The following is a 19,328-nucleotide window of genomic DNA, read 5'->3' as shown; positions in this document are numbered from 1 at the left end:
ATGGAAGCCCATGGCCGGTTCCTCGCCGCTGGCATCGTCGCGTCACGCGCGCTGCCCGGCTGCGACAACTCCGCCATGGACGGGTGGGCCGTGCGCGCCGAGGAGACCCGGGGCGCCAATCGCGACCGCCCCGCGCGCCTGCGCGTCGTCGACACCGTCTACGCCGGCCACCTCCCGCGCCGCGCCCTCCAGCCCGGCGAGGCCGCGCGCGTCTTCACCGGCGCCCCCCTCTCCCCCGGCGCCGACGCCGTCGTCCGCCAGGAGGCCGCGCGCCCCACCGACGACGGCTCCCACGTGGACCTCTTCGTCTCCGTCGCCCCCGGCCATGACCTGCGCCGCGCTGGCGAAGAGGTGATGCCCGGCACTCCGCTGTTCCCCGCCGGCCAGCGCGTGGACGCCACCGTGCTCGGCGTGCTCGCGTCGCTGGGTGAAGCCACCGCGCTCGTGCGCCCCGCGCCGCGCGTCGCTGTCATCGCCACCGGCGACGAGCTCGTTCCTCCCGGCCAGCCCGCGCAACCCCACCAGGTCTTCGAGAGCAACCGCCTCCTCGTGGCCGCCCTGGCCCGCGAGGCCGGCGCGGACGTCACGCACCTGGCCCGCTCGCGCGATGACGAAGCGGAGCTGCACGCCCAGCTGGAGCAGCTCGCGCCTCAGGTCGACGTGCTCATCACCACCGGCGGCGCGTCCGTGGGCGACAAGGACTGCGTGAAGCGCGTCCTCACCCGGATGGGCGCGCACTTCCTCGTGGACGGCGTCGCGCTCAAGCCCGGCAAGCCCGTGGCCGTGGCCCGCCTGGGCTCCACCGCCGTCGTCGTGCTGCCCGGCAACCCCGGCGCCGCCACCGTCGCGTTCGACCAGTTCGCGCGGCCCCTCCTCTTCAAGCACCAGGGCGTCATCGAACAGCGCCGCGTCACCCGCGCCCGCCTCTCCGAGCCCCGCCACAAGCAGGCCGGCCTCACCTACCTCGTCACCGTCTCGGCGCTCGAAGCGCGCGAGGACAGCGTTGAACCGTGGGCCCGCCTGCGTCCCCAGGGCGCCGGACAGATTCTGCAGAACGTGGCCGCCCGGGGCTGGGCCGTGCTCCCCGCCGGTCGCGCCGACTTCGCCCAGGGCGAGTCCGTGGACGTGCAGCTCTTCGACGCACCGGACTTCCACGCCGTGGAGGCCGTATGAAGCCGCCTCCCGCGCTCGCCCTCATCGGCCACTCCGGCGCCGGCAAGACGACGCTCCTGGAGCGCCTGCTGCCGGAGCTGGCCTCGCGCGGCCTGCGCGTCGCGTACGTGAAGCACTCCTCGGATGCGCACCCGCTCCACCGCCCGGGCAGCGACACCGCGCGCCTGGACGCCGCGGGCGCCGCGCTCACCGGCTTCTCCACGCCGGACGGCACGCAGCTCACCACGCGGCAGCCCCTGTCCCCTTCGCTCCTCGCGCGAGACGCGGGCCGCGTGGATCTGGTGCTCGTGGAGGGCTGGAAGGACGGCCCCCTCCCGAAGCTGGAAGTGTGGCGCGAGGGCCTGGAATCCCCGCTCGCTGCCTCCCGCCCCGACGTGCTCGCCCTGGTGACGGACGCGCCTACGCTTCCGTCCACCGTGGCCTCGCGCCCGCGCGTGCCGGCCACCGCCACCGCCGTCGCGGACCTCCTCACCGCGTGGCTGCGTGATCAATCCGCGACATCCAAGGTCTCTCGCCCAGAGCCGCGCGGCGTCACCCACCGCCCCGTGCGCCGCTTCGACGGAGACACGCTCCGTGCGGCCGAGGATGACCGCGTGGCCGTGGAGGAGCCCCTGGAGATCCGCGTGAATGGCGACCCCGTCGCCACCACCATGCGGACCCCCGGGCATGATCGCGAGCTGGCGGTGGGTTTTCTCTTCGCCGAAGGCATCCTCAACGACGGCGACGACCTGGGCAGCCTGTTCCACTGCGGCCACCCCGGCGAGGAAGGGTACGGCAACGTGCTGGAGGTCGTTCCCGCCGCCGGTGCCGTGCTCGACCTGGAGCGCGTGGAGGCCACCCGCCGCGGCACCCTCACCACCTCCGCCTGTGGCGTGTGCGGCCGCCGCGACGTGGACGACCTGATGGCCACGTGCGCCCCCGTCGCTCCAGGCCCCGTCCTCTCCGCCCACACCGTGGCCCGCGCCACCGAACGCCTGCGCGACATCCAGCACACGTTTGAACACACCGGTGGAGTGCACGCCGCCGCCGCGCTGGATGCCCATGGCGAGCTGCTCGCCTCCTATGAGGACGTGGGCCGCCACAACGCCGTGGACAAGGTGGTGGGAGCCCTGGTCCTGGCCGGCGCCGTGCGCGCCCCGCTCCGGTTGCCCACACCGCCCTTCCCCGCCGCCCCCACGGTCCTGGCCGTCAGCGGCCGCGCCAGCTTCGAAATCGTCCAGAAGGCCGCCCGCGCCCGCATCCCCGTCGTGGTCAGCGTGTCCGCCGCCAGCTCCCTGGCCATCGACCTGGCCCTGCGTGCTGGCGTGACGCTCGCCGCGTTCTCAAGGAACGGCCGCTGCAACGTCTACACCGGGACAGAGCGCCTGGAGACCCACTCTCAACCTCCGGGAATTCCTCATGACTTCCGCCATGACGCATCTCGGTAGGAGCGCAGGCACCCGACTGTCAGACGGGCATCGTACATGCAGTCGGCGGGCGCAGCCGGCGGCTTTGGGGTCCAGGTGGGATCCAAGGGACCCATTGGACCTCAATGTCCATGGACGCGAACTCACACCCGACGGCTGGGATGGGTGTCCAAGTTTTTACCTGTTGTCATGTATTTCTTGCTGAGCAGTGGTTGCGCCGCGACGCACTATTTGGCAATCTTGCATTTCCTCCTGGTTAAACTTTTCTAGTCTAGACGGTATCCTCTGCAAGAGCCGGACGTGAGCAGAGGGGGGTGGACACGATGAGCAGTGCGACTGCAAGCGCCGAGGTCAAGGCTTCCGGGGTGCCGGCCGCGGCCGAGGTCACCGATCCGCCGCGCCTGGCCCCTGGCTTCGCGGCGAAGCTGAACCTCACCGTGGATGTGGCGCTGCTGGTGGCGGTGCTGCTGGGCTCCGCCTGGATGCGCGGCGGGCTGACGTTCCCCATGAGCTGGGAGCTGCCCAGCATGGTGCTGACGGCGGTGCTGGTGTGGCTCATCACGGGCACGGCGCTGTGCCTGTACGACTCGCGCTTCGCCGAGCGCAGCAAGCTGGACCACGTGGCGCTGGTGTCCGTCACCACGCTGGCGGTGGTGACCATCCAGGCGGTGCTGGAGCTGGCGATGCCCACCGCGGCCCACGTGGGCCTGGCGCCGCTGCTCTTCATCTTCTGGCCGGTGGCGCTGCTCCTGCGCCTGGGCGTCTTCCGCCAGGTGGCCTCGCAGGAGGCCCCCACGGAGGAGGTGCTCATCGTGGGCACCGGCGCCATGGGCCGCTACACGGGCGAGGACCTGCTCAAGCGCGGCCGTCACAAGATCCTGGGCTACGTGCGCTTCCCCGCGGACCACGCCTCTGGCGACAGCCTGCCGGCGGACGTGCTGGGGCCCGCGGACGAGTTGGAGCGCCTGCTGCGCACGCTGCCCGTCAGCGAGGTCTACATCGCGGGCAACACGCTCAAGCAGGGCGAGTCCATGCAGGCGGCCATCAAGCTGGCGGAGCGCTTCGGCGTGCCGTTCGCGCTGCCGGCGCACTCGTTCCGCCTGGACCGCGCCCGCCCGGTGGACTCCCGCGCGGTGGCGGACGGCTACCTGCACTTCGCCGCGGTGGCGCCCAAGCCGCACCAGATGGCCATGAAGCGCCTGTTCGACATCGCCGTCTCCGCGGTGGCGCTGTGGGCCCTGCTGCCGCTGTTCGCGGTGGTGGCCGCCTGCATCAAGCTCACCTCGCGCGGCCCCATCTTCTTCAAGCAGCTGCGCACCGGGCAGCACGGCAAGCCGTTCTACATGCTGAAGTTCCGCTCCATGGTGGTGAACGCGGAGGAGCTCAAGGAGCGGCTGGCCGCGCAGAACGAGCAGACCGGCCCCGTCTTCAAGATGAAGAACGACCCGCGCATCACCGGCATCGGTCGTTTCATCCGCAAGTTCTCCATCGACGAACTGCCCCAGTTCCTCAACGTGCTCCGCGGTGAGATGAGCATCGTGGGCCCGCGCCCGCCGGTGCCCAGCGAGGTGGCGAAGTACGAGACGTGGCAGCGCCGCCGCCTGTCCGTGCGCCCGGGCCTCACCTGCATCTGGCAGGTGTCCGGCCGCAACCAGATCTCCTTCGAGCAGTGGATGTACCTGGACATGCAGTACATCGACCACTGGAGCCTCACCGGCGACCTGCGGCTGCTCCTGCAGACGGTGCCGGTGGTCATCACCGGTCGCGGAGCAAGCTAGCAACCGGGGTGTCATTCCGGGCCCGGCGTTGACGCGCCGGGCCCGTTCGTCTTTCCATGGGGCGGGCCTTCCTCCCCTTGAGTGCGCAGCAGCCCCTGAAGGCCCGCGTCATCCATGACCGTGAACAGTCCGACCTCCCCCTCCGCTGAAGCCGACGACGGCGCCCGTGCGAACGAAGTGCGCGGCGCGGTCCGCAGCACCCTGCAGCTCGGTGGCTCGCTGATGGTGACGTACGCCATCGCGCTGGGCATCCGCGCGCTGATGCCGCGCTACCTGGGCCCGGAGGCGTTCGGCTACTTCAACTGGTCGGAGGCGTTCGCCGCCACGTTCTTCGTGGCCACGAACCTGGGCCTGGAGACGTACATCCGGAAGGAAGTCCCCGTCCGGCCGGAGCACGCGAGCGACTTCTTTGGCACCACGATGCTCCTGCGCCTGGCGATGACGCTCGTCCTGATGGTGGCGCTGGCGCTGGTGCTCCACCACACCGGCGAGCCTCCGGAGGTGCAGCACCTGGTGCAGTGGTTCGCGGTGGCCCAGTCGCTCATGGTCATCAACGCGTCCATGGCCGCGCTGCTGCACTCCAAGGGCAAGGTCGCGGGCCTGTCCGTCTCCAACGTCATCACCAAGATTGTGTGGGGCGGCGGCCTGGCGCTGATGGCCGCGTTCGGCGTGAGCCTGCAGTGGCTGGCCGTGCCCATGGTGCTGTCGGAGGCGGTGAAGCTCCTCATCAGCTGGAAGCTGGCGAAGGAGCACCTGGGGCTGAAGTTCCGCGTCGACCTGACGGCGACGAAGAAGGTGATGAAGGCGTGCCTGCCGTTCTTCCTCACCGCTGCGGCGCTGGCGTGCAACGGGCGCACGGACATGACGCTGCTGGGCAAGCTCGCGTCGAAGGAGGAGGTGGGCTGGTACGGCGGTGCGTTCAGCATCGCGGGGCTCACGTTCCTCATCTCCCCCATCTTCGGCTGGGTGCTGATGCCCATGATGTCGCGCGCGGCGGCCCGCTCGCCCGCGGAGCTGTCGAACCTGACGCGCCGCTCGCTGGAGGGCGTGCTCGCGTTCACCGTGCCGGTGATGATGGCCATGGTGCTGGGCGCGGACCTGTGGGTGCGCCTGATGTGCGGCCCCGGCTTCGAGCCCGCGGCGCTGCCCCTGCGCGTGCTGTCCCCCATCTTCGTGATGGCCTACGTCACCATGGTCAGCAGCATCTGGCTGACCATGTCCAACAAGGAGTGGTGGGTGACGCTGGCGGCCACCATGGGCGCGGTGGTGAACCCCATCCTCAACCTGATGCTCATCCCGTGGCTGTTCCGGCGCATCGGCCCGTCCGGCGGCGCCACCGCCACGGCGCTCTCCATGTTCTTCACGGAGGTCATCGTCACGGTGCTCTTCCTCAGCCGCATGGGGAGGAACTCCTTCGACCGGCGCTCCCTCCTCATGGTGGCCAAGACGGCCGCGGTGTGCGTGGGCTGCGTGGTCCTGGACCGGGTGCTGTCCGGAGCGGGCATGCAGGCGTGGCCCCGGCTGGGGCTGACGGCCTCCGCCTACGTGGCGGGCGTGCTGGGCACCGGCGCCGTGCGTCCCTCGGAGCTGCTCCAGGTCGTGCGCATGGCGAAGCAGCGCGGTGGTAATGGTGCCGAGGTGGCCGTGCCGGCCGCCCCCGCCGCGTGAGGAACTCTCAGGCCATGCCTTCCCGCCCGTCCCGATTCCGCGGTCCCGTCTCCCGCGCGCTCGCGTGCGCCGGGTTGCTCCTCCTGGCCCCCGCGTGCAGCGGCCTGGGCCAGTACACCTGGGTGAACGACTACCAGGAGAAGCCCACCGAGTCGGACGCCGCCTACCGCATCGTCCCCGGCGACGTGCTCAACGTGAAGGTGTTCGGCCAGGAGGCGCTCACCACGCGCGCCAAGGTGCGCGAGGACGGCAACATCAGCCTCACCTTCCTGGACGACGTGGAGGCCGCGGGCCACTCGCCGGCCCTGTTGGCGCAGCAGATCCAGACGCGGCTCAAGGACTTCATCAACCACCCCGTGGTCACGGTGTCGCTGGAGGAAGCGCGCCCCATGTCCGTGACGATGCTGGGGGAAGTCGCCAACGTGGGCGCGCACGTGCTGGACCCGGGCGCGACGCTGCTCCAGGCGCTGGGCGCCGCCGGCAGCTTCACCGACTACGCCCACCGCGACCGCATCTTCGTGCTGCGCCGGGACGACCCGCAGGCGGAGCAGCCCACGCGCATCCGCGTGCGCTACGAGGACATCATCCGCGGCGAAGGCCGCGCGGCCGCCTTCCGCCTGCGCCCCGGCGACGTGGTGGTGGTGGAGTAACCCGTGCTGGACGCGGCCCTCGCGAGCCTGTGGCTGGAGGTGGCCTCCGCCTCCGTGAAGTACGGCGCCTCGGCCCGCGTGGACACCCGCGCGCGCTCCATGGACGCGCAGGCCGCGGGGGAGGCCGTGTCCCCCCTGGCGGCGGACATGGACATCGTCCCCACCGTGAGCCTGAAGTACGACGACGGCAGCGCGGTGGCGCAGGTGGAGTACGCGCCGCGCATCTCCTTCCGTGAGGCCACCACCAACCCGCGCACCGAGGTGCAGCACGTGGGGCGGCTGTTGGGGGACTGGCGTCCCTCGCGCGGGCTCACCCTGCACGGCACCCAGGAGTTCGTGCTGGGACAGGTGAACCTCTTCACCAACCTGCCCCTGGGCGGCAGCCTGGACGACGACCCGGCGGTGCCCGGGGACACGCCGGCCCTCCCCATCCAGCCCCTGCCGGAGGGCGTGGACACGGTGTTCTTCCTGTCCTCGCTGACGACGCTGGCGGCGGAGACGGTGTGGCTGGGCCCGGGCTGGCGGCTTTCCGGCAGCGCGGGCTTCTCCGCCAGCGGCGGCCTGGACGACACGGCGAAGGAGGCGGTGCCCTTCCAGTACGGCCCTCGCGCGCAGCTGTCCCTGGGGAACTCCCCCGCGCCCCGGCACACGCTCTCCACCACGCTGGCGTACTCGGACTCGCGCTTCTCCACCGGCGCTCGCGCCACCGTGACCACGCTCACTGGCGGCTGGACGCACCGGTTGGATCGGCGCACGGCGGTGGAGGCCGGGGTGGGCGTGGGCGTGGCGTACTCCGTGCGCGCGACGGAGGACGACCCCACGGATGACCCGGACGTGCCCGGAGTCACCCCGTCATCCACCTTGTCAGGTGGGCGGCGGCTGACGACCTTCCAGGTCGGGGGCGCGCCCGTGGAGGATCCGCCGCAGCGCCTGGAGCTGCTCCCGGATCTGACGCTGGCGGTGTCCCACCGGGTGCCGTCGCGGACGGCGGACTTCAACGGCCGGCTCGCCGCGCGGGTGACGCCCTTCGTGGATCGGCTGACGGGGCTCGTCTACCCGCGGGCTGACCTGACGTTGAACGGCACCTGGGCGCTGAGCCCGCGCTTCCGGTTCTCCGGGACGGGAGGCGGTGCTTTCGCGGTAGGCGGAGCCGTGGGGGACCGGCAGGTGGTGGGCGGTGTGGGCGCGGGTTGGACGGTGAACCGGTGGATGACCCTGGAGGTGGACACCCGCGCGGCATGGACTCGCTCGCCCGACGTGGAGGCGGCCCGTACGGTGTGGTCCGCGACGCTGGGACTGACGGTCCAGAAAACGGGTATCCTCTGAGGCTCCCGCCATGGCGAAGCTCATCCTCCTGTCCGTCCTCGTTGCCACCATCGCGCTGCCCGGAGCGGCCGCGCGCGATGCGCATCCCTGGCGGGGGATGAAGAAGGCCATCTTGTGGGTGGCCCTCTTCAACATGGCGTACGCATATGGCGTGCTCGTCCTCGTTCCCAGGTACGGGTTCGGGTGAGGGAAGGAAAGGCGTCAGACGTGATGGAGCTCCAACAGCTCACCGTCCTCCTCGTGGAGGACTCTCCGATGTTCCGCGTCATGCTGCGTGACATGCTCGAGCAGATGGGCGTGAAGAACGTGGTGGAGCAGCCCAACGGCAAGGCCGCCATGGAGTACCTGGCGAGCGGCGAGCTCAAGCCGGACCTCGTGTGTCTGGACCTGACGTTGCCGGACGTGTCCGGCTACGACGTCTGCGAGCACATCCGCCGCACGCCCGCCATCGCGCACGTGCCGGTGTTGATGGTGTCCGCGCGCAACCTGCCGGAGGACAAGGCCTACGCGGAAGAGGCCGGCGCCAACGGCTACCTGGGCAAGCCCTTCACGCCCGAGGAGCTGGAGAAGCGCGTGCGCCACGTGCTCAAGTCCGCGGCGCCCCGGGGCAACGCGTGACGACGCCGGCCCCACGCACGCCTCGCTCCGCCCCGCCCCCGCCGTACGTCCCCGAGCGCGAGGAGACCAACGCGCCGGCGGACCTCATCGACTGGGGCTTCCTGTTCGACGGGCTGGGCTTCGTGCGCAGGGCCATCTTCCGGCACTGGTTCCTGGGGCTGTGCATCGTCGCGGTGATGGCGGGGCTGGGTTCGGCGGCGGCGAAGCTGATGCCGCGCAAGTACCACGTCGAGACGCGGATGCTGACGTACCGCAACCTCATCATCTCCTCGTTGGTGAACCCGGGCCGGTCCATCCCGGTGGAGGCGGATCAACCCACGCGCGCCGCGTGGGAGATGGTGCTCAGCCGCGGCAACCTCAAGTCCGTGGTGAAGAACGCGAAGCTCATCGAGTACTGGGACCACATGCGGTCGCCCCTCAGCCGCATGAAGGAGCAGTACCTGAAGAAGGCTCCGCCTCCCATGACGGACGAGGAGAAGGAGGAGGCGCTCATCGCGATGCTGGAGACCAGCCTCATCGTGATGGCGGAGGGCGGCAGCGGCACGGTCACCATCGGGGTGGACTGGAGCGACCCGCAGATGGCCTTCAACATCGTGGAGGCCGCGGCGCAGAACTTCCTCGACATGCGCCATGACTCGGAGATGGGCGCCATCTCCGAGTCCGTGAACATCCTCCAGGGCCAGGTGGCCAACGAGGCCGCGAACATCAAGCAGGCCATCGCGGACCTGGAGCGCGCGGTGCGGGCCGCGGATGCGCGCCGCAAGAAGAAGGAAGCGGACCCCAAGCAGGCCAGCGCGCGGCAGGCGCTCCTGGCGACGGACCACGCGCTCGCGCAGCTGAAGTTCCTGGTGCAGGCCAAGCGCCGCGCCATCCGCGACGTGGAGGAGTTCCGCGGCCGCCGCCTCACGGAGCTGCGCTCGCAGCTGGCGGAGCAGCGCGTCGTCTTCTCTCCGCAGCACCCGGTGATTGTCGACCTGGAGCAGCGCGTGGCGACGATGCAGGCGGACTCGCCGCAGCTGACGTCCCTGCGCTCCGAGGAGCAGTCGCTCATCCAGGAGTACCTGCGCATGGGCGGCACGGACGTGGACTCCACGACCGAGGGCACGAGCCTGGCGGCGGGCTTCGGCGCTCCCATGGCGGGCGCGATGCTGGGCACGCCGGATGATCCGGAGGTGGCGGTGGCCACGGACCGGATGCGCATGGTGGTGATGCGGCACCAGGAGAAGCTGCGCCGGTTGGACCAGGCGCAGACGGAGCTGGAGATCTCCAAAGTCTCCATGAAGCACCGCTACAGCGTGCTGTTGCCGGCGCTCTTCCCGGAGAAGCCGTCCAAGCCGAACCCGAAGCTCATCGCCATCGCGGGCGTGGTGGGCGGGGTGGCGCTGGCGGTGTTCGCGGCGGTGGCGCTGGACATCCTGCGCCGCCGGGTCCTGGAGAAGTGGCAAGTGGAGCGGCTGCTCAAGTTGCCGGTGCTGGCGGAGCTGGAACGGCGCTGAAGGTTCGTGCGCTCGGCCGTCCTTGAAGATGGCGCGAGCGCGGGGGTGACACTGTCGTGACAGTCTGGACCTGGGTGGACGTGGCGCTGTGCGTGGGACTGCTGCCGGTGGTGGTGGGCTGCGGCTACCTGCTGCTCCTGACGCTGTTGTCGGGGCGCAAGGCGGCGCCGGTACCGCCGTCGCCGGCGGCGCGGAAGTTCGACGTCATCATCCCCTCGCACAACGAGGAGCTGGGCATTGCCCGGACGGTGGCGAACCTGTCCGCGGTGGACTACCCGGCGCACCTGCGGCGCATCATCGTGGTGGCGGACAACTGCTCGGACGCGACGGCCCAGAAGGCGCGGGAGGCGGGCGCCACGGTGCTGGAGCGCCAGGACGCGGAGAAGCGCGGCAAGGGCTACGCGCTGGCGCACGCCTTCGAGCACAGCCAGCGTGACGGCTTCGCGGACGCGGTGGTGGTGGTGGACGCGGACACGGTGGTGTCCGCGAACCTGCTGCACGCCTTCGCCCGCCGGCTGGAGGACGGGGCGCACGGCGCGCAGGCGCACTACGGCGTGATGAACCCCACGGCGTCGTGGCGCACGCGGCTGATGACCATCGCGCTGGGGATGTTCCACCGCGTGCGCTCCATGGGGCGCGAGCGGATGGGCGTGTCCTGCGGCCTGCGCGGCAACGGCATGTGCTTCACGCACGCGGTGCTGAAGCAGGTGCCGCACGACGCGTTCAGCGTGGTGGAGGACCTGGAGTACGGCATCCGCCTGGCGCGCGCGGGGCACCGCGTGCACTACGCCTGGGAGGCGGAGGTGCTGGGCGAGATGGTCACGGCGGAGAAGCAGAGCCGCTCGCAGCGTCAGCGCTGGGAGGGCGGCCGCGCGCAGATGCGCAAGCTGCACGGGTGGCCGCTGCTCAGCGACGCGCTGAAGCAGAAGAGCGGGCTCTTGCTGGACCTGTCCATGGACGTGCTGGTGCCGCCCCTGAGCCAGCTGGTGCTGGCGACGGTGGCGGGCTCGGTGCTGGCGACCGGCGTGGTGTGGCTGTCCGGCGGCACGGCGGTGGCGGCGTCCGCGCTGGCGTCGTTCGGCCTGATGTCGCTGTCGCTGTACGTGCTGCGCGGCTGGTGGGTGTCCGGCGTGGGGGCTCGCGGCCTGCTGGACCTGGCGTGGGCGCCCTTCTACGTGGTGTGGAAGGTGTGGCTGATGGTGCGAGGCCCCGGCGCGGAGAAGCGCGGCGAGTGGGTGCGCACCACGCGTGAGGCGGAGCGGCGGTAGCGCTCAGGCGCGGGGCTTCCGCTTCGCCGGAGGCTTCGGTGCGCCGAGCGACGCCTGGATGGGACACACGGTGTCCGGAGGGCAGAAGCCTTCGGCCATCAGCGTGGTGATGGCGCGACGCATGCGGCGCAGGTCGTCGATGCGCGCGTCGATGGCCTGGACCTTCGCTTCAGCGAAGCGGGCCACGTCGCGAGTGGGAGTGCCGCGCCGGTCCGTCAGGGCGAGCACGGCGGACACCTCCTTCAACGTGAAGCCCAGCTCCTGCGAGCGTCGGATGAAGCGCACGCGGATGGCGGCGTCCGGGCCGTAGAGACGCTGGCCGCTCTCGCTGCGGTCCATGGGCAGCAGCAGCTTGCGGCGCTCGTAGAAGCGCAGCGTGGACAGCTTCACGCCGGATTCACGGGCGAGCGCGCCGATGCGCAAGGGCACTGCTTCAACGGGCCGTCGCGGGGATGCCACCACGCCACCTCCTGGCACCGAGGATGACACCGCCCTGCGCGAACATCCACGCCAGCTCCAGTACGAGGAACACGACAAGCACCCGCGTCGCACCCTGCGTGAGCGACCACGCCATCCAGGTGGAGAACAGCGCCCGGCCCGCGGTGTCCACGGCGCCGTTGAACGCGGTGGGCTGAACGAGCCGCACGACGGACCACAGCGTCACGATGGTGCCGAACAGGGCCACGAAGAACAGGTGCGTGGACGTGAACGCGGGGAGCGGCTCACCGCCCAGGCCGAGCGCGTGGTGCACGGACCGGATGCTCGCGAGCACGGCGTCCGCGGTCCACGGCGTGGCGAAGGGGATGGTGACGAAGAAGTCGTACAGCGCGCTGGCGAAGACGACTCGGCGAAGCAGGGACGGTTCAGGGTTCATGCGAAGGACGCTAACCCCTGCACCAAGGTGCAGAGGCAAGGGCCTCCGCTCAGGTCCCCGTCGCGGGAGCCGACGCCCGGCTCCGCGCACCGAACAGGAGCGCGCCCTGCACGAACATGCCCGCGGCCTCCATCACGAGGAACACGCCAAGCACCTGGGATGCCCCCTGCGTGATCGCCAGCACCATCCACGCGGAGACGAGTCCCCGGCCCACCGTGTCGATGGCGCCATTCAGCGCGGTGGGCTGGAGGACGCGGACCAGCGCCCACATGACGGCGAGCACACCGAACAGGGCCACGAAGAACACGTGCGTGGGCGTGAAGACCGGCATGCCCTCACCGCCCAGCGCCAGGCCCTCGTGCATCCAGCGCATGACGCCCAGCATCGCTTCCGCCGTCCACGGTGTGACGAATGGAAGCGTGACAATCAGGTCGTAGGCCGCGAAGCCACGGACGGCGCGGCGAAGCAGGGAGGAGCTCATGCCTGGAACCCTATCCCCCGCCGCCCACGGGAAGCTCCTTGAAGAGAACGTCCATGGGTCCCAGGCCGCGCGCCACCTCCACGAAACGCTCGGTCACGACAATCAACGTCACGGCATCCGTCAGCCGGAACACGTCCAGGTCCGTTGGCAACGACGCGCCCTCCAGCCTGCACTCCTCCGGCATGGCCGCATCCACCCGTCCACAGGTCTCACAGGGCGGCGGCCCCAATGGAAACAGCCGACCACGCGCCATGAGCTCCAGTTCATGGAGCGCCGGAGTCGATGCCCCGCTTGGAGTCAGCTCCGCCCTCACCGGCACAAGGCCTTGAAGCCCGGCGGCCCGCAGCGAGTCCAGGGCATCCTCCCGCACCAGGAGCTTCCAGGGGTCCCTCAGGACGAGGGGGCCGAACGTCCCCTCCGCGGTCCCAACCAGGGGACCGAAAGTCGTTCCGGGCTCCACCTGAGCCCCAGGTGGCAACAACGGCTTCACCTGCTCCAGGAGCCGTGCGTAACGCGCGAAGGGCTCCAGGCGCGGCGTCCCGAGCTCCGTCCGCAATGGGCTCTGGGACAGGTCCACGGAGGGATAGGCCAGCGCGATGCCACTCCAGGTCTCACCGCAGGCAGGGCACTCCACGCCGGGCAGCAACCAGCGAGCATCCGCCTGATAGATCCCCGTCCAGATGCGAGGCGCGTCGTAGTGCGGCGTGCTCAGCTCGAAGTAGCGCATCAGTCATCCCTGGGAAAGGGACCCAGTTCGATGCTCTGCCAGTAGGTCATCGTCAGCCCGAACAGGCCGAACTGCTGGATCATCTTCGATGCTTGTTCGAAGTGCTGCGGCTTGGTGGCCCGGCCGTAGGTCATCGAGAAGAACATGCGCCACTCGCCGTTCCAGGGTCCTCCGTCCGTGCCTCGGTGGATCCGCGCATGCAGGTCCTTGTCGATGGCCATGACGTAGTCATGCACGTTGATGCCCTTGGAAAGAAAAGTTGGGACGCCGCGCCCATTCCGCCATGGCCTGCTGGCGGCGCACTTCGCTCGGAAGGCGCTCCCGCGGATACCAGCGGAACACCATGACCGGCTGCCGGTCTCCCGGCAGTCCCTGGGCACTGCCCCAATTCCGCTGAGCGGTGCCCCCGGGTGCCACGAACACGGGCGCGGTCGCGCGTGTGCGGACAATCCCGGAGGACGCGAGATCTTCACAGAAGAAGAGCGCGCATTCCGCCTCGGTACAGAGCGTAGCGACGCAGCGGTCCTCTGCGTCCGGCTCGCAACCCTGTTCGACTTCCGCCCGAGCCCAGACCTGGAGAGGAGCCCCCACGGGCGGCGTCCCCGAAGACGCGCACCCAAGGACTCCCGCGATGAGGCCCAGCGCCCACCTTCGCATGGCGGACCCTTCCCCTGGCCCTCAGTCCGCCAGCGGCATGCCGAAGTCCGGCTGGCCGCGCTCGCCGGACACCCAGCGATACACCTCCAGCACCTGCTCCGCCTTCGCCTTCCACGTGAAGTGCTTGAGGATGCGCGCCCGTGCGCGCTCGCCCATGGGGCCAATCACGGACGGATCCGCGACCAGCTTCTCCAGGACTCCTCGCACGCGCTCCACAATCTCCCGCGGCGTGCCCATGGGAATGGCGAAGCCCGTGGACGGACTGACGATCTCTCCCGGACCGCCGTAGTCCATCACGATGGGCACCAGCCCCAGCGCCATCGCCTCCGCCACCACCGCGCCGCCGAACTCGCGCACGCTCGGGAAACCGAAGATGTGGTTCTTCGACAGGCGGCCCTGCAGCTCCTGGTGCTTCACCCAGCCCGCGAACGTCACGCCGTTCTCCAGGCCGCCCCTCGCCACCTGCGCGCGCAGGTTCTGCATCTCCGCGCCGTCGCCGATGAGCTCCACCTGCAGCTTGCCCTCGCGCACCAGCGGCGCCGCCGCGTCGATGAGCATCGCCATGCCCTTGTACGGCACGAAGCGCCCCACGAACGCCACCCGCAGCGGCTCGCCCGGCTTCGGCGGCTCCGCCTTGGACGCGCCGAACCGCCGCACGTCGATGGCGTTCTCCGGGATGTAGACCACCTTGTCCTGGTACTCCTGCGACAGCTGCGCCCGCGTCGCCCGCGAGCCCATCATCAGCGCCGCCGCGTTCCGCCGCGTCGACTTGTAGAAGGGCATCAGCTTGTAGACATCCCGGATGTAGCTCAGCCACTCGCGCTCACGCACGCGCGCGTCGCCGAAGCCCTTGGGCCACGGCAGGCCGCCGTTCATGGGGCCCATGATGAAGGGCACCCCGGCGTCCGCGCACCGCGCCGCCAACGTGCTGGGCGTCGTGGGGCTGATGGGCGTGTAGCGGTGCACCACGTCGAATTCCTTCGCGCGGATGCGGTCCCCGAAGCGCCGCCAGAGCAGCTCCTCGAAGTAGTAGTACGGCAACACGCTCAGCGCCGTGGCCGTCGTCCACCCCACGCCCGCCTTGCCGCGCAGCAGCTCGCCCACCTTGTCCAGCGGACGCTCCACCGGCGTGGAGTCCAGGGCCGTGAAGTCCTTCCCCTCCACCAGCCCCTGCTTGAGGATGTTCTCGCGGTTGCGGACCTGGGTGACCAGGTGCACATCCGCCACCTCGGCGAGCGCCCTTGCCAGGGACCAGCCTTCCAGGGGGACGCTCACCCAGTCTGGGTTGCACAGCTCAGCAATCAGGAGGACGCGGGGTCGGGTGCCAGCCATACGCCTTCGCATCTATCCCAACCCGGGCCCGGGATATAGCCTCCCCCTCGCTCGAATGGCCTTCAAACCCTCGCCCGCCGCCTGGCTCCAGTACATCGTCATGGTCGTGGGCCTGGGCGCCGTCACCCTGGGTGCGGCCGCCGTGGGTAACGGGGACCCCATTGTCACCCTGGCGCCCGTGCTGGCGCTCACGGTGGGGTGGGTCATCATCAAGGTGCCGCTGCGCTACCTGGCCATCACGGTGCTCTACCTGGTGCTCGCGGTGGACTACACACCCGAGCGCCCCCAGTCGATGTTCTGGCCGTCGCCGCTGTTCCCCCTGGGGAAGCTGCTCTTCACGCAGATGCACGAGCTGGTGGGCATTGGCGCCCTGCGCTTCCCGCTCATCGACGGGCTCATCATCGGCTCCATCGTCATCGGCATCTGCCGGCGGGCCGCGAAGTCCAAGATTGATCCACCGGTGGTGCCCATCCCCCGGCCGCTGGCGGTGGTGCTGGCGATTTCGTTCTTCTCCATCATGTGGATGGAGGTGTGGGGCATCGCGCGGGGCGGGGACATCAAGAACTCGCTCTGGCAGTGGCACCAGGCGGCGGTGCTCCCGCTGGTGGGGATGATGTACCACTACAGCCTGCGCGGGCCGGAGGACTGGCCCCTGGTGGCGAAGACCATCATCGCGGCGGCGCTCACCAAGTCCGCGGTGAGCACCTACTTCGCCCTGGTCATCATTCCGGCCCAGCACCTGGAGGTGGAGTACACGACCTGCCACTCGGACTCGATGACGTTCATCTTCGCCATCAGCGTGTGCATCATGCGCTGGCTGGAGCGGCCCAGGTCCGGCCACGCCATCCGAGGCCTCATCATCATCATCCTGGTGTTCATCGGGATGTTCTTCAACGACCGCCGGCTCGCGTACGTGAGCCTCGTGGGCGGGCTGGCCGCGGCGTACCTCTTCAACCCGTGGACGCCGCTGAAGAAGTTCATCACGCGAGGGCTCATCGCGTGCTCGCCGCTGCTGGTCGTGTACTTCCTGGCCGGGTGGAGCTCCAGCAGCAGCATCTTCAAGCCGGTGGCGACCTTCCGCTCCATCATCGAGGGCCAGCACGCCGAAGGAGAGCTGGACTACCGCGACATCGAGAACCTCAACCTCATCGCGACCTGGAACACGAACCCCGTGTTCGGCACGGGCTACGGGCACGAGTTCCTGGAGCCCTACCCGCTGCCCAACATCGCGTTCGTGTTCCCCACGTACCGCTTCCACCCGCACAACTCGCTGCTGGGCCTGCTGGCCTTCGGCGGGTGGTTCGGGTTCACGGGCGTGTGGATGTACCTGGTGGTGACGGTGTACCTGGCGGCGCGCGCGTACCATCGAGCGTACGCGGCGGAACATCGAACCGCGTGCCTGGTCATCGTGGGCGTGGTGGCGTCCTACCTGAACCAGGTGTTCGGAGACATGGGCATCATCTCGTACATCTGCACGTTCCAGGTCGCGGTGTGCTCGGTGCTCGCGGGCAAGCTGGCCATGGTCACCGGCGCGTGGCCGTGGCCCCAGCGGGAGAAGGTGCTGGGCCTGACGCGCGCGGCGCCGGATGAAGCGCCGCCCTCGGGTGCGACGGCGGCCTAGCGCTGGATGGACAGGATGCGCCACTGGCGCGTGTCGATGGCGTACGTGGCGCTCGCGTCCGTCACGGGCCCTTCGGAGTTGCAGACGTCCTGCCGGGGCACGAAGCGCACGAACATCACGCCCTCCGGGCCGGGCGCCGTCCACACGTCGAAGGAGTCCCGCCGGTAGAGGCACAGCTCGTCCGCGGTCGCGCCGTTGTGCGGCTTCAGGTCCAGCGGACGGAAGTCATCCATCGCCAACTGCGTCGCCACCGCCACCAGGGCGGGCGTCTGCGTCCGTCCCTCCGCGGGCAGGTCCAGCGGGAACTGGAAGCGGGCCATCTCCTCGTCGGAGGCGCGCGGCGGACGGATGGGCCTCGCGAAGAGCACGCAGCCGGTGAGGGGCAACGCCAGCAGCGCCGCGAGCCCGCGCTTCATCCACACCCGCCGCGATGACAAACCCTGGCGCCCCATCTAGTCCTCCACGGGCGTGATGAAGCCCGTGTCCTTGTCCGCTTCGTGGATGTACCCGATGAGCTTCCACGCCTTGCCCTGCCGCAGATAGACCTCACCGGGACGCGGCTCGCCCTTGTACGGGACCAGCTTCGTCACCGTGCATCCTGCATCAAATTGGATGCGCAGGGTCCAACGTTGTGACTGACCCCAGCGGTCCTCCTGTGACATGCCGGACGGGAACCAGGGGTGGCTGTGGAAGTCCGCCAGGGTGGACGGCAGGCCCCGGTCGTCCTTCACCACGCTGGGCACGCTGCAGCTCTTGCGGCGCAGGTCCGCGCCCACCAACGTCGTGCGTCCCAGCGGCGAGGGCCAGCTCGCGTAGTACTCCCCGCCGCCCAGCGAATAGATGAGCCCGCAGTACTCCTGGCCGTAGTCCCGCTCCCGGGCCCGGTCCAACGCCATCACCGCCGGACAGAGCTGGTCGATGACCTCGTCCACGTTCGAGGAAGGCTGGATGGCGGGCCAGGGGCCCTTGACCCAGACCCTCTCGCCCCGCTGGCCGAAGAAGACGTCCCTGCCGCTCTGGAAGTAGGACGTGCCGGCGCAGCCAACGAGCAGCGCCACGCCCACGCTCCATGCATTCCGTCCGCGCATCCCGTCTCGCCACCCTGATGAGGGGAACCGGGAAAGCGCATAGCACGGCCTAAGCAATAAAACCAGGATTCAAGGCAAAGCCTACCCGGTGCGGGCACGGAGCTCCGCGGCCTCGGCGGCGGCGGCGGTCAGGTGCTCCAGCTCCAGGTCGATGTGCTTCGCCTGCGGGATGGCGCGGCGGACCTCCGCTTCAATGGCGTCGATCTCCTCGCTCAGGGTGCGGATGAGGTGCCGGGCCGCGTCCGTCAACGCGCGCTCGCGCTCCACGCCTACAGGGGGCAGCCCCTGCGCGGGCAGGGCCTCCGCCAGCCGGGCCGCCACGAAGGACTCGCTGAAGCGCAGCTCCGCCTTGAACTGGTAGGACTCCGGCGTGAGCTGCCGCGTCTTCACGTCGTGCAGGTCCGCCAGGCTTACGCGCGCGCGCAGCAGGTCCTCGAAGCGCTGCTCCACGTCCGCCGGCACCGACCGGCCCAGCAGCAGCTCCCGGTTCTCCACCATCAGGTAGATGGCGATGAGCCCCAGCAGCACGCCCACCGTGAGCGACGCCAGCGCGTCCCACAGCGGGTTGCCCGTCACGTGCGCCAGCGCGATGCCCGCCGTCGCCAGCACCAGGCCCAGCACCGCCGCGCCGTCCTCCAGCAGGATGGCCACCGACGCCGGGTCGGCCTTCGTCCGCACGAAGCGGAAGAAGGGCTCGCCCGCGGCCTGCTTGAGGAGCCCGCGAACCGCGAACAGCAACACGCCGCCCTCGATGAGGAAGGACAGCCCCAGCACCCCGAACGTCACCGGCCCCGTCTCCGCCACGTGCGGGTGAAGGAGCGACTGGATGCCGTGGTAGACGGTCACGCCGCAGCCCACGAAGAAGATGCCGGACGCGGACAGGATGCCGAAGATGAAGCGCTCGCCGCCGTAGCCGTACGGGTGCGAGTCGTCCTCCACGCGCGCCGCCCGCTTCAACCCCAGGAACAACAACACCTGGTTGCCCGTGTCCGCCAACGAGTGGATCGCCTCCGACAGCATCGCCCCCGAGCCCGACAGGAAGAAGGCGATGAACTTGATGAGCGTGACCAACACGTTGCCGGACAGCGCGACGATGACGGCCTTGAGCGACGAAGCGGGAGCGGACATGGAGGTGCCAAACCTACCATGGGGCGCCCTCCCGCCC

The 19,328-nt window shown here is 70.0% G+C and carries 21 protein-coding genes; 11 read left to right on the top strand and 10 right to left on the bottom strand.

Translation table 11 applies throughout. The annotated features are described in order from the left end of the window. From glp to epsU, 10 genes are all read left to right on the top strand, one after another. Positions 1-1,173, top strand: a 1,173-nt coding sequence (gene glp, locus D7Y11_RS33370) for a gephyrin-like molybdotransferase Glp (protein WP_148139246.1), incomplete at its 5' end; no start/stop codon positions are given. Beyond that, positions 1,170-2,600, top strand: coding sequence for a formate dehydrogenase accessory sulfurtransferase FdhD (gene fdhD, locus D7Y11_RS33365; protein WP_126935711.1), 1,431 nt, complete (start codon positions 1,170-1,172; stop codon positions 2,598-2,600). The genes glp and fdhD, both read left to right, overlap by 4 nt. 302 nt (positions 2,601-2,902) lie before the next feature. Beyond that, on the top strand, positions 2,903-4,357 hold the full coding sequence (gene epsZ / locus D7Y11_RS33360; protein ID WP_167548579.1) for an exopolysaccharide biosynthesis polyisoprenyl-phosphate hexose-1-phosphate transferase EpsZ: 1,455 nt from the start codon (positions 2,903-2,905) through the stop codon (positions 4,355-4,357). Positions 4,358-4,471: 114 nt separating this feature from the next. Continuing rightward, complete coding sequence (gene wzx, locus D7Y11_RS33355) at positions 4,472-6,025, top strand: exopolysaccharide biosynthesis flippase (RefSeq protein WP_217276002.1); 1,554 nt, start codon at positions 4,472-4,474, stop codon at positions 6,023-6,025. Positions 6,026-6,039: 14 nt separating this feature from the next. Next, complete coding sequence (gene epsY, locus D7Y11_RS33350; RefSeq protein WP_120579625.1) at positions 6,040-6,675, top strand: exopolysaccharide export protein EpsY; 636 nt, start codon at positions 6,040-6,042, stop codon at positions 6,673-6,675. Positions 6,676-6,678: 3 nt separating this feature from the next. Continuing rightward, a complete protein-coding gene (epsX, locus tag D7Y11_RS33345; protein ID WP_121755300.1) occupies positions 6,679-8,001 on the top strand; it encodes an exopolysaccharide export protein EpsX in 1,323 nt (440 codons plus the stop codon). Between the two features lie 10 nt (positions 8,002-8,011). Next, complete coding sequence (locus D7Y11_RS43950) at positions 8,012-8,188, top strand: hypothetical protein (RefSeq protein WP_014400807.1); 177 nt, start codon at positions 8,012-8,014, stop codon at positions 8,186-8,188. A 23-nt stretch (positions 8,189-8,211) separates the two neighbouring features. Beyond that, positions 8,212-8,619, top strand: a complete 408-nt coding sequence (epsW, locus tag D7Y11_RS33340) for an exopolysaccharide biosynthesis response regulator EpsW (RefSeq protein WP_121755301.1) — start codon at positions 8,212-8,214, stop codon at positions 8,617-8,619. Continuing rightward, positions 8,616-10,115 (top strand): PCP family exopolysaccharide biosynthesis protein EpsV, encoded by a 1,500-nt coding sequence (gene epsV / locus D7Y11_RS33335; protein ID WP_120579628.1) that lies wholly within the window; start codon positions 8,616-8,618, stop codon positions 10,113-10,115. The genes epsW and epsV overlap by 4 nt, the downstream gene beginning before the upstream one ends. 56 nt (positions 10,116-10,171) lie before the next feature. Next, entirely contained in the window at positions 10,172-11,383 is a 1,212-nt protein-coding gene (gene epsU / locus D7Y11_RS33330) for an exopolysaccharide biosynthesis GT2 family glycosyltransferase EpsU (protein ID WP_120579629.1), read from the top strand. Between the two features lie 3 nt (positions 11,384-11,386). Here the strand turns inward: epsU and D7Y11_RS33325 are convergent, their stop codons facing one another. The 7 genes from D7Y11_RS33325 to epsH are packed head-to-tail and all read right to left on the bottom strand — an operon-like array spanning position 11,387 to position 15,454. Beyond that, positions 11,387-11,842 (bottom strand): MerR family DNA-binding protein, encoded by a 456-nt coding sequence (locus tag D7Y11_RS33325; RefSeq protein WP_158624512.1) that lies wholly within the window; start codon positions 11,840-11,842, stop codon positions 11,387-11,389. Further along, a complete protein-coding gene (locus D7Y11_RS33320; RefSeq protein WP_120598670.1) occupies positions 11,817-12,257 on the bottom strand; it encodes a hypothetical protein in 441 nt (146 codons plus the stop codon). Before D7Y11_RS33320 ends, D7Y11_RS33325 begins: the two co-directional genes overlap by 26 nt. Positions 12,258-12,306: 49 nt before the next feature. Beyond that, positions 12,307-12,738, bottom strand: coding sequence for a hypothetical protein (locus D7Y11_RS33315; protein WP_126935710.1), 432 nt, complete (start codon positions 12,736-12,738; stop codon positions 12,307-12,309). 10 nt (positions 12,739-12,748) lie between these two features. Continuing rightward, positions 12,749-13,465 carry a double-CXXCG motif protein gene (locus D7Y11_RS33310; protein ID WP_126935709.1) on the bottom strand — a complete coding sequence of 239 codons (717 nt, stop codon included), beginning with the start codon at positions 13,463-13,465 and terminating at the stop codon, positions 12,749-12,751. Next, positions 13,465-13,701, bottom strand: a complete 237-nt coding sequence (locus D7Y11_RS45040; RefSeq protein WP_126935708.1) for a DUF2380 domain-containing protein — start codon at positions 13,699-13,701, stop codon at positions 13,465-13,467. Before D7Y11_RS45040 ends, D7Y11_RS33310 begins: the two co-directional genes overlap by 1 nt. Then, positions 13,694-14,122, bottom strand: a complete 429-nt coding sequence (locus tag D7Y11_RS45395) for a DUF2380 domain-containing protein (protein ID WP_126935707.1) — start codon at positions 14,120-14,122, stop codon at positions 13,694-13,696. The genes D7Y11_RS45040 and D7Y11_RS45395 overlap by 8 nt, the downstream gene beginning before the upstream one ends. Positions 14,123-14,143: 21 nt before the next feature. Further along, positions 14,144-15,454 carry an exopolysaccharide biosynthesis glycosyltransferase EpsH gene (gene epsH / locus D7Y11_RS33295; protein ID WP_126935706.1) on the bottom strand — a complete coding sequence of 437 codons (1,311 nt, stop codon included), beginning with the start codon at positions 15,452-15,454 and terminating at the stop codon, positions 14,144-14,146. A 55-nt stretch (positions 15,455-15,509) separates the two neighbouring features. Here epsH and wzy point away from each other — a divergent pair, with 55 nt between their 5' ends. Beyond that, the gene (gene wzy, locus D7Y11_RS33290) at positions 15,510-17,075 is read left to right on the top strand and encodes an exopolysaccharide repeat unit polymerase (RefSeq protein ID WP_126935705.1); all 1,566 of its coding nucleotides are present in this window, start codon (positions 15,510-15,512) and stop codon (positions 17,073-17,075) included. Here the strand turns inward: wzy and D7Y11_RS33285 are convergent. From D7Y11_RS33285 to D7Y11_RS33275, 3 genes are all read right to left on the bottom strand, one after another. Next, positions 17,072-17,527: a hypothetical protein gene (locus D7Y11_RS33285; RefSeq protein ID WP_126935704.1), complete on the bottom strand. Its 456-nt coding sequence runs from the start codon at positions 17,525-17,527 to the stop codon at positions 17,072-17,074. The genes wzy and D7Y11_RS33285 overlap by 4 nt on opposite strands. After that, positions 17,528-18,163, bottom strand: coding sequence for a hypothetical protein (locus D7Y11_RS33280; RefSeq protein WP_126935703.1), 636 nt, complete (start codon positions 18,161-18,163; stop codon positions 17,528-17,530). Positions 18,164-18,244: 81 nt separating this feature from the next. Then, positions 18,245-19,291 carry a cation diffusion facilitator family transporter gene (locus tag D7Y11_RS33275; protein ID WP_121755311.1) on the bottom strand — a complete coding sequence of 349 codons (1,047 nt, stop codon included), beginning with the start codon at positions 19,289-19,291 and terminating at the stop codon, positions 18,245-18,247. Between the last annotated feature and the right edge of the window lie 37 nt (positions 19,292-19,328).

It is taken from the genome of Corallococcus sp. AB018 (genome assembly GCF_003986945.1).
Classification (GTDB): Bacteria; Myxococcota; Myxococcia; order Myxococcales; family Myxococcaceae; genus Corallococcus; species Corallococcus exiguus.
The sequence above is the reverse complement of the archived record's forward strand: the minus strand, read 5'-3'. Positions and strand labels throughout refer to the sequence as shown.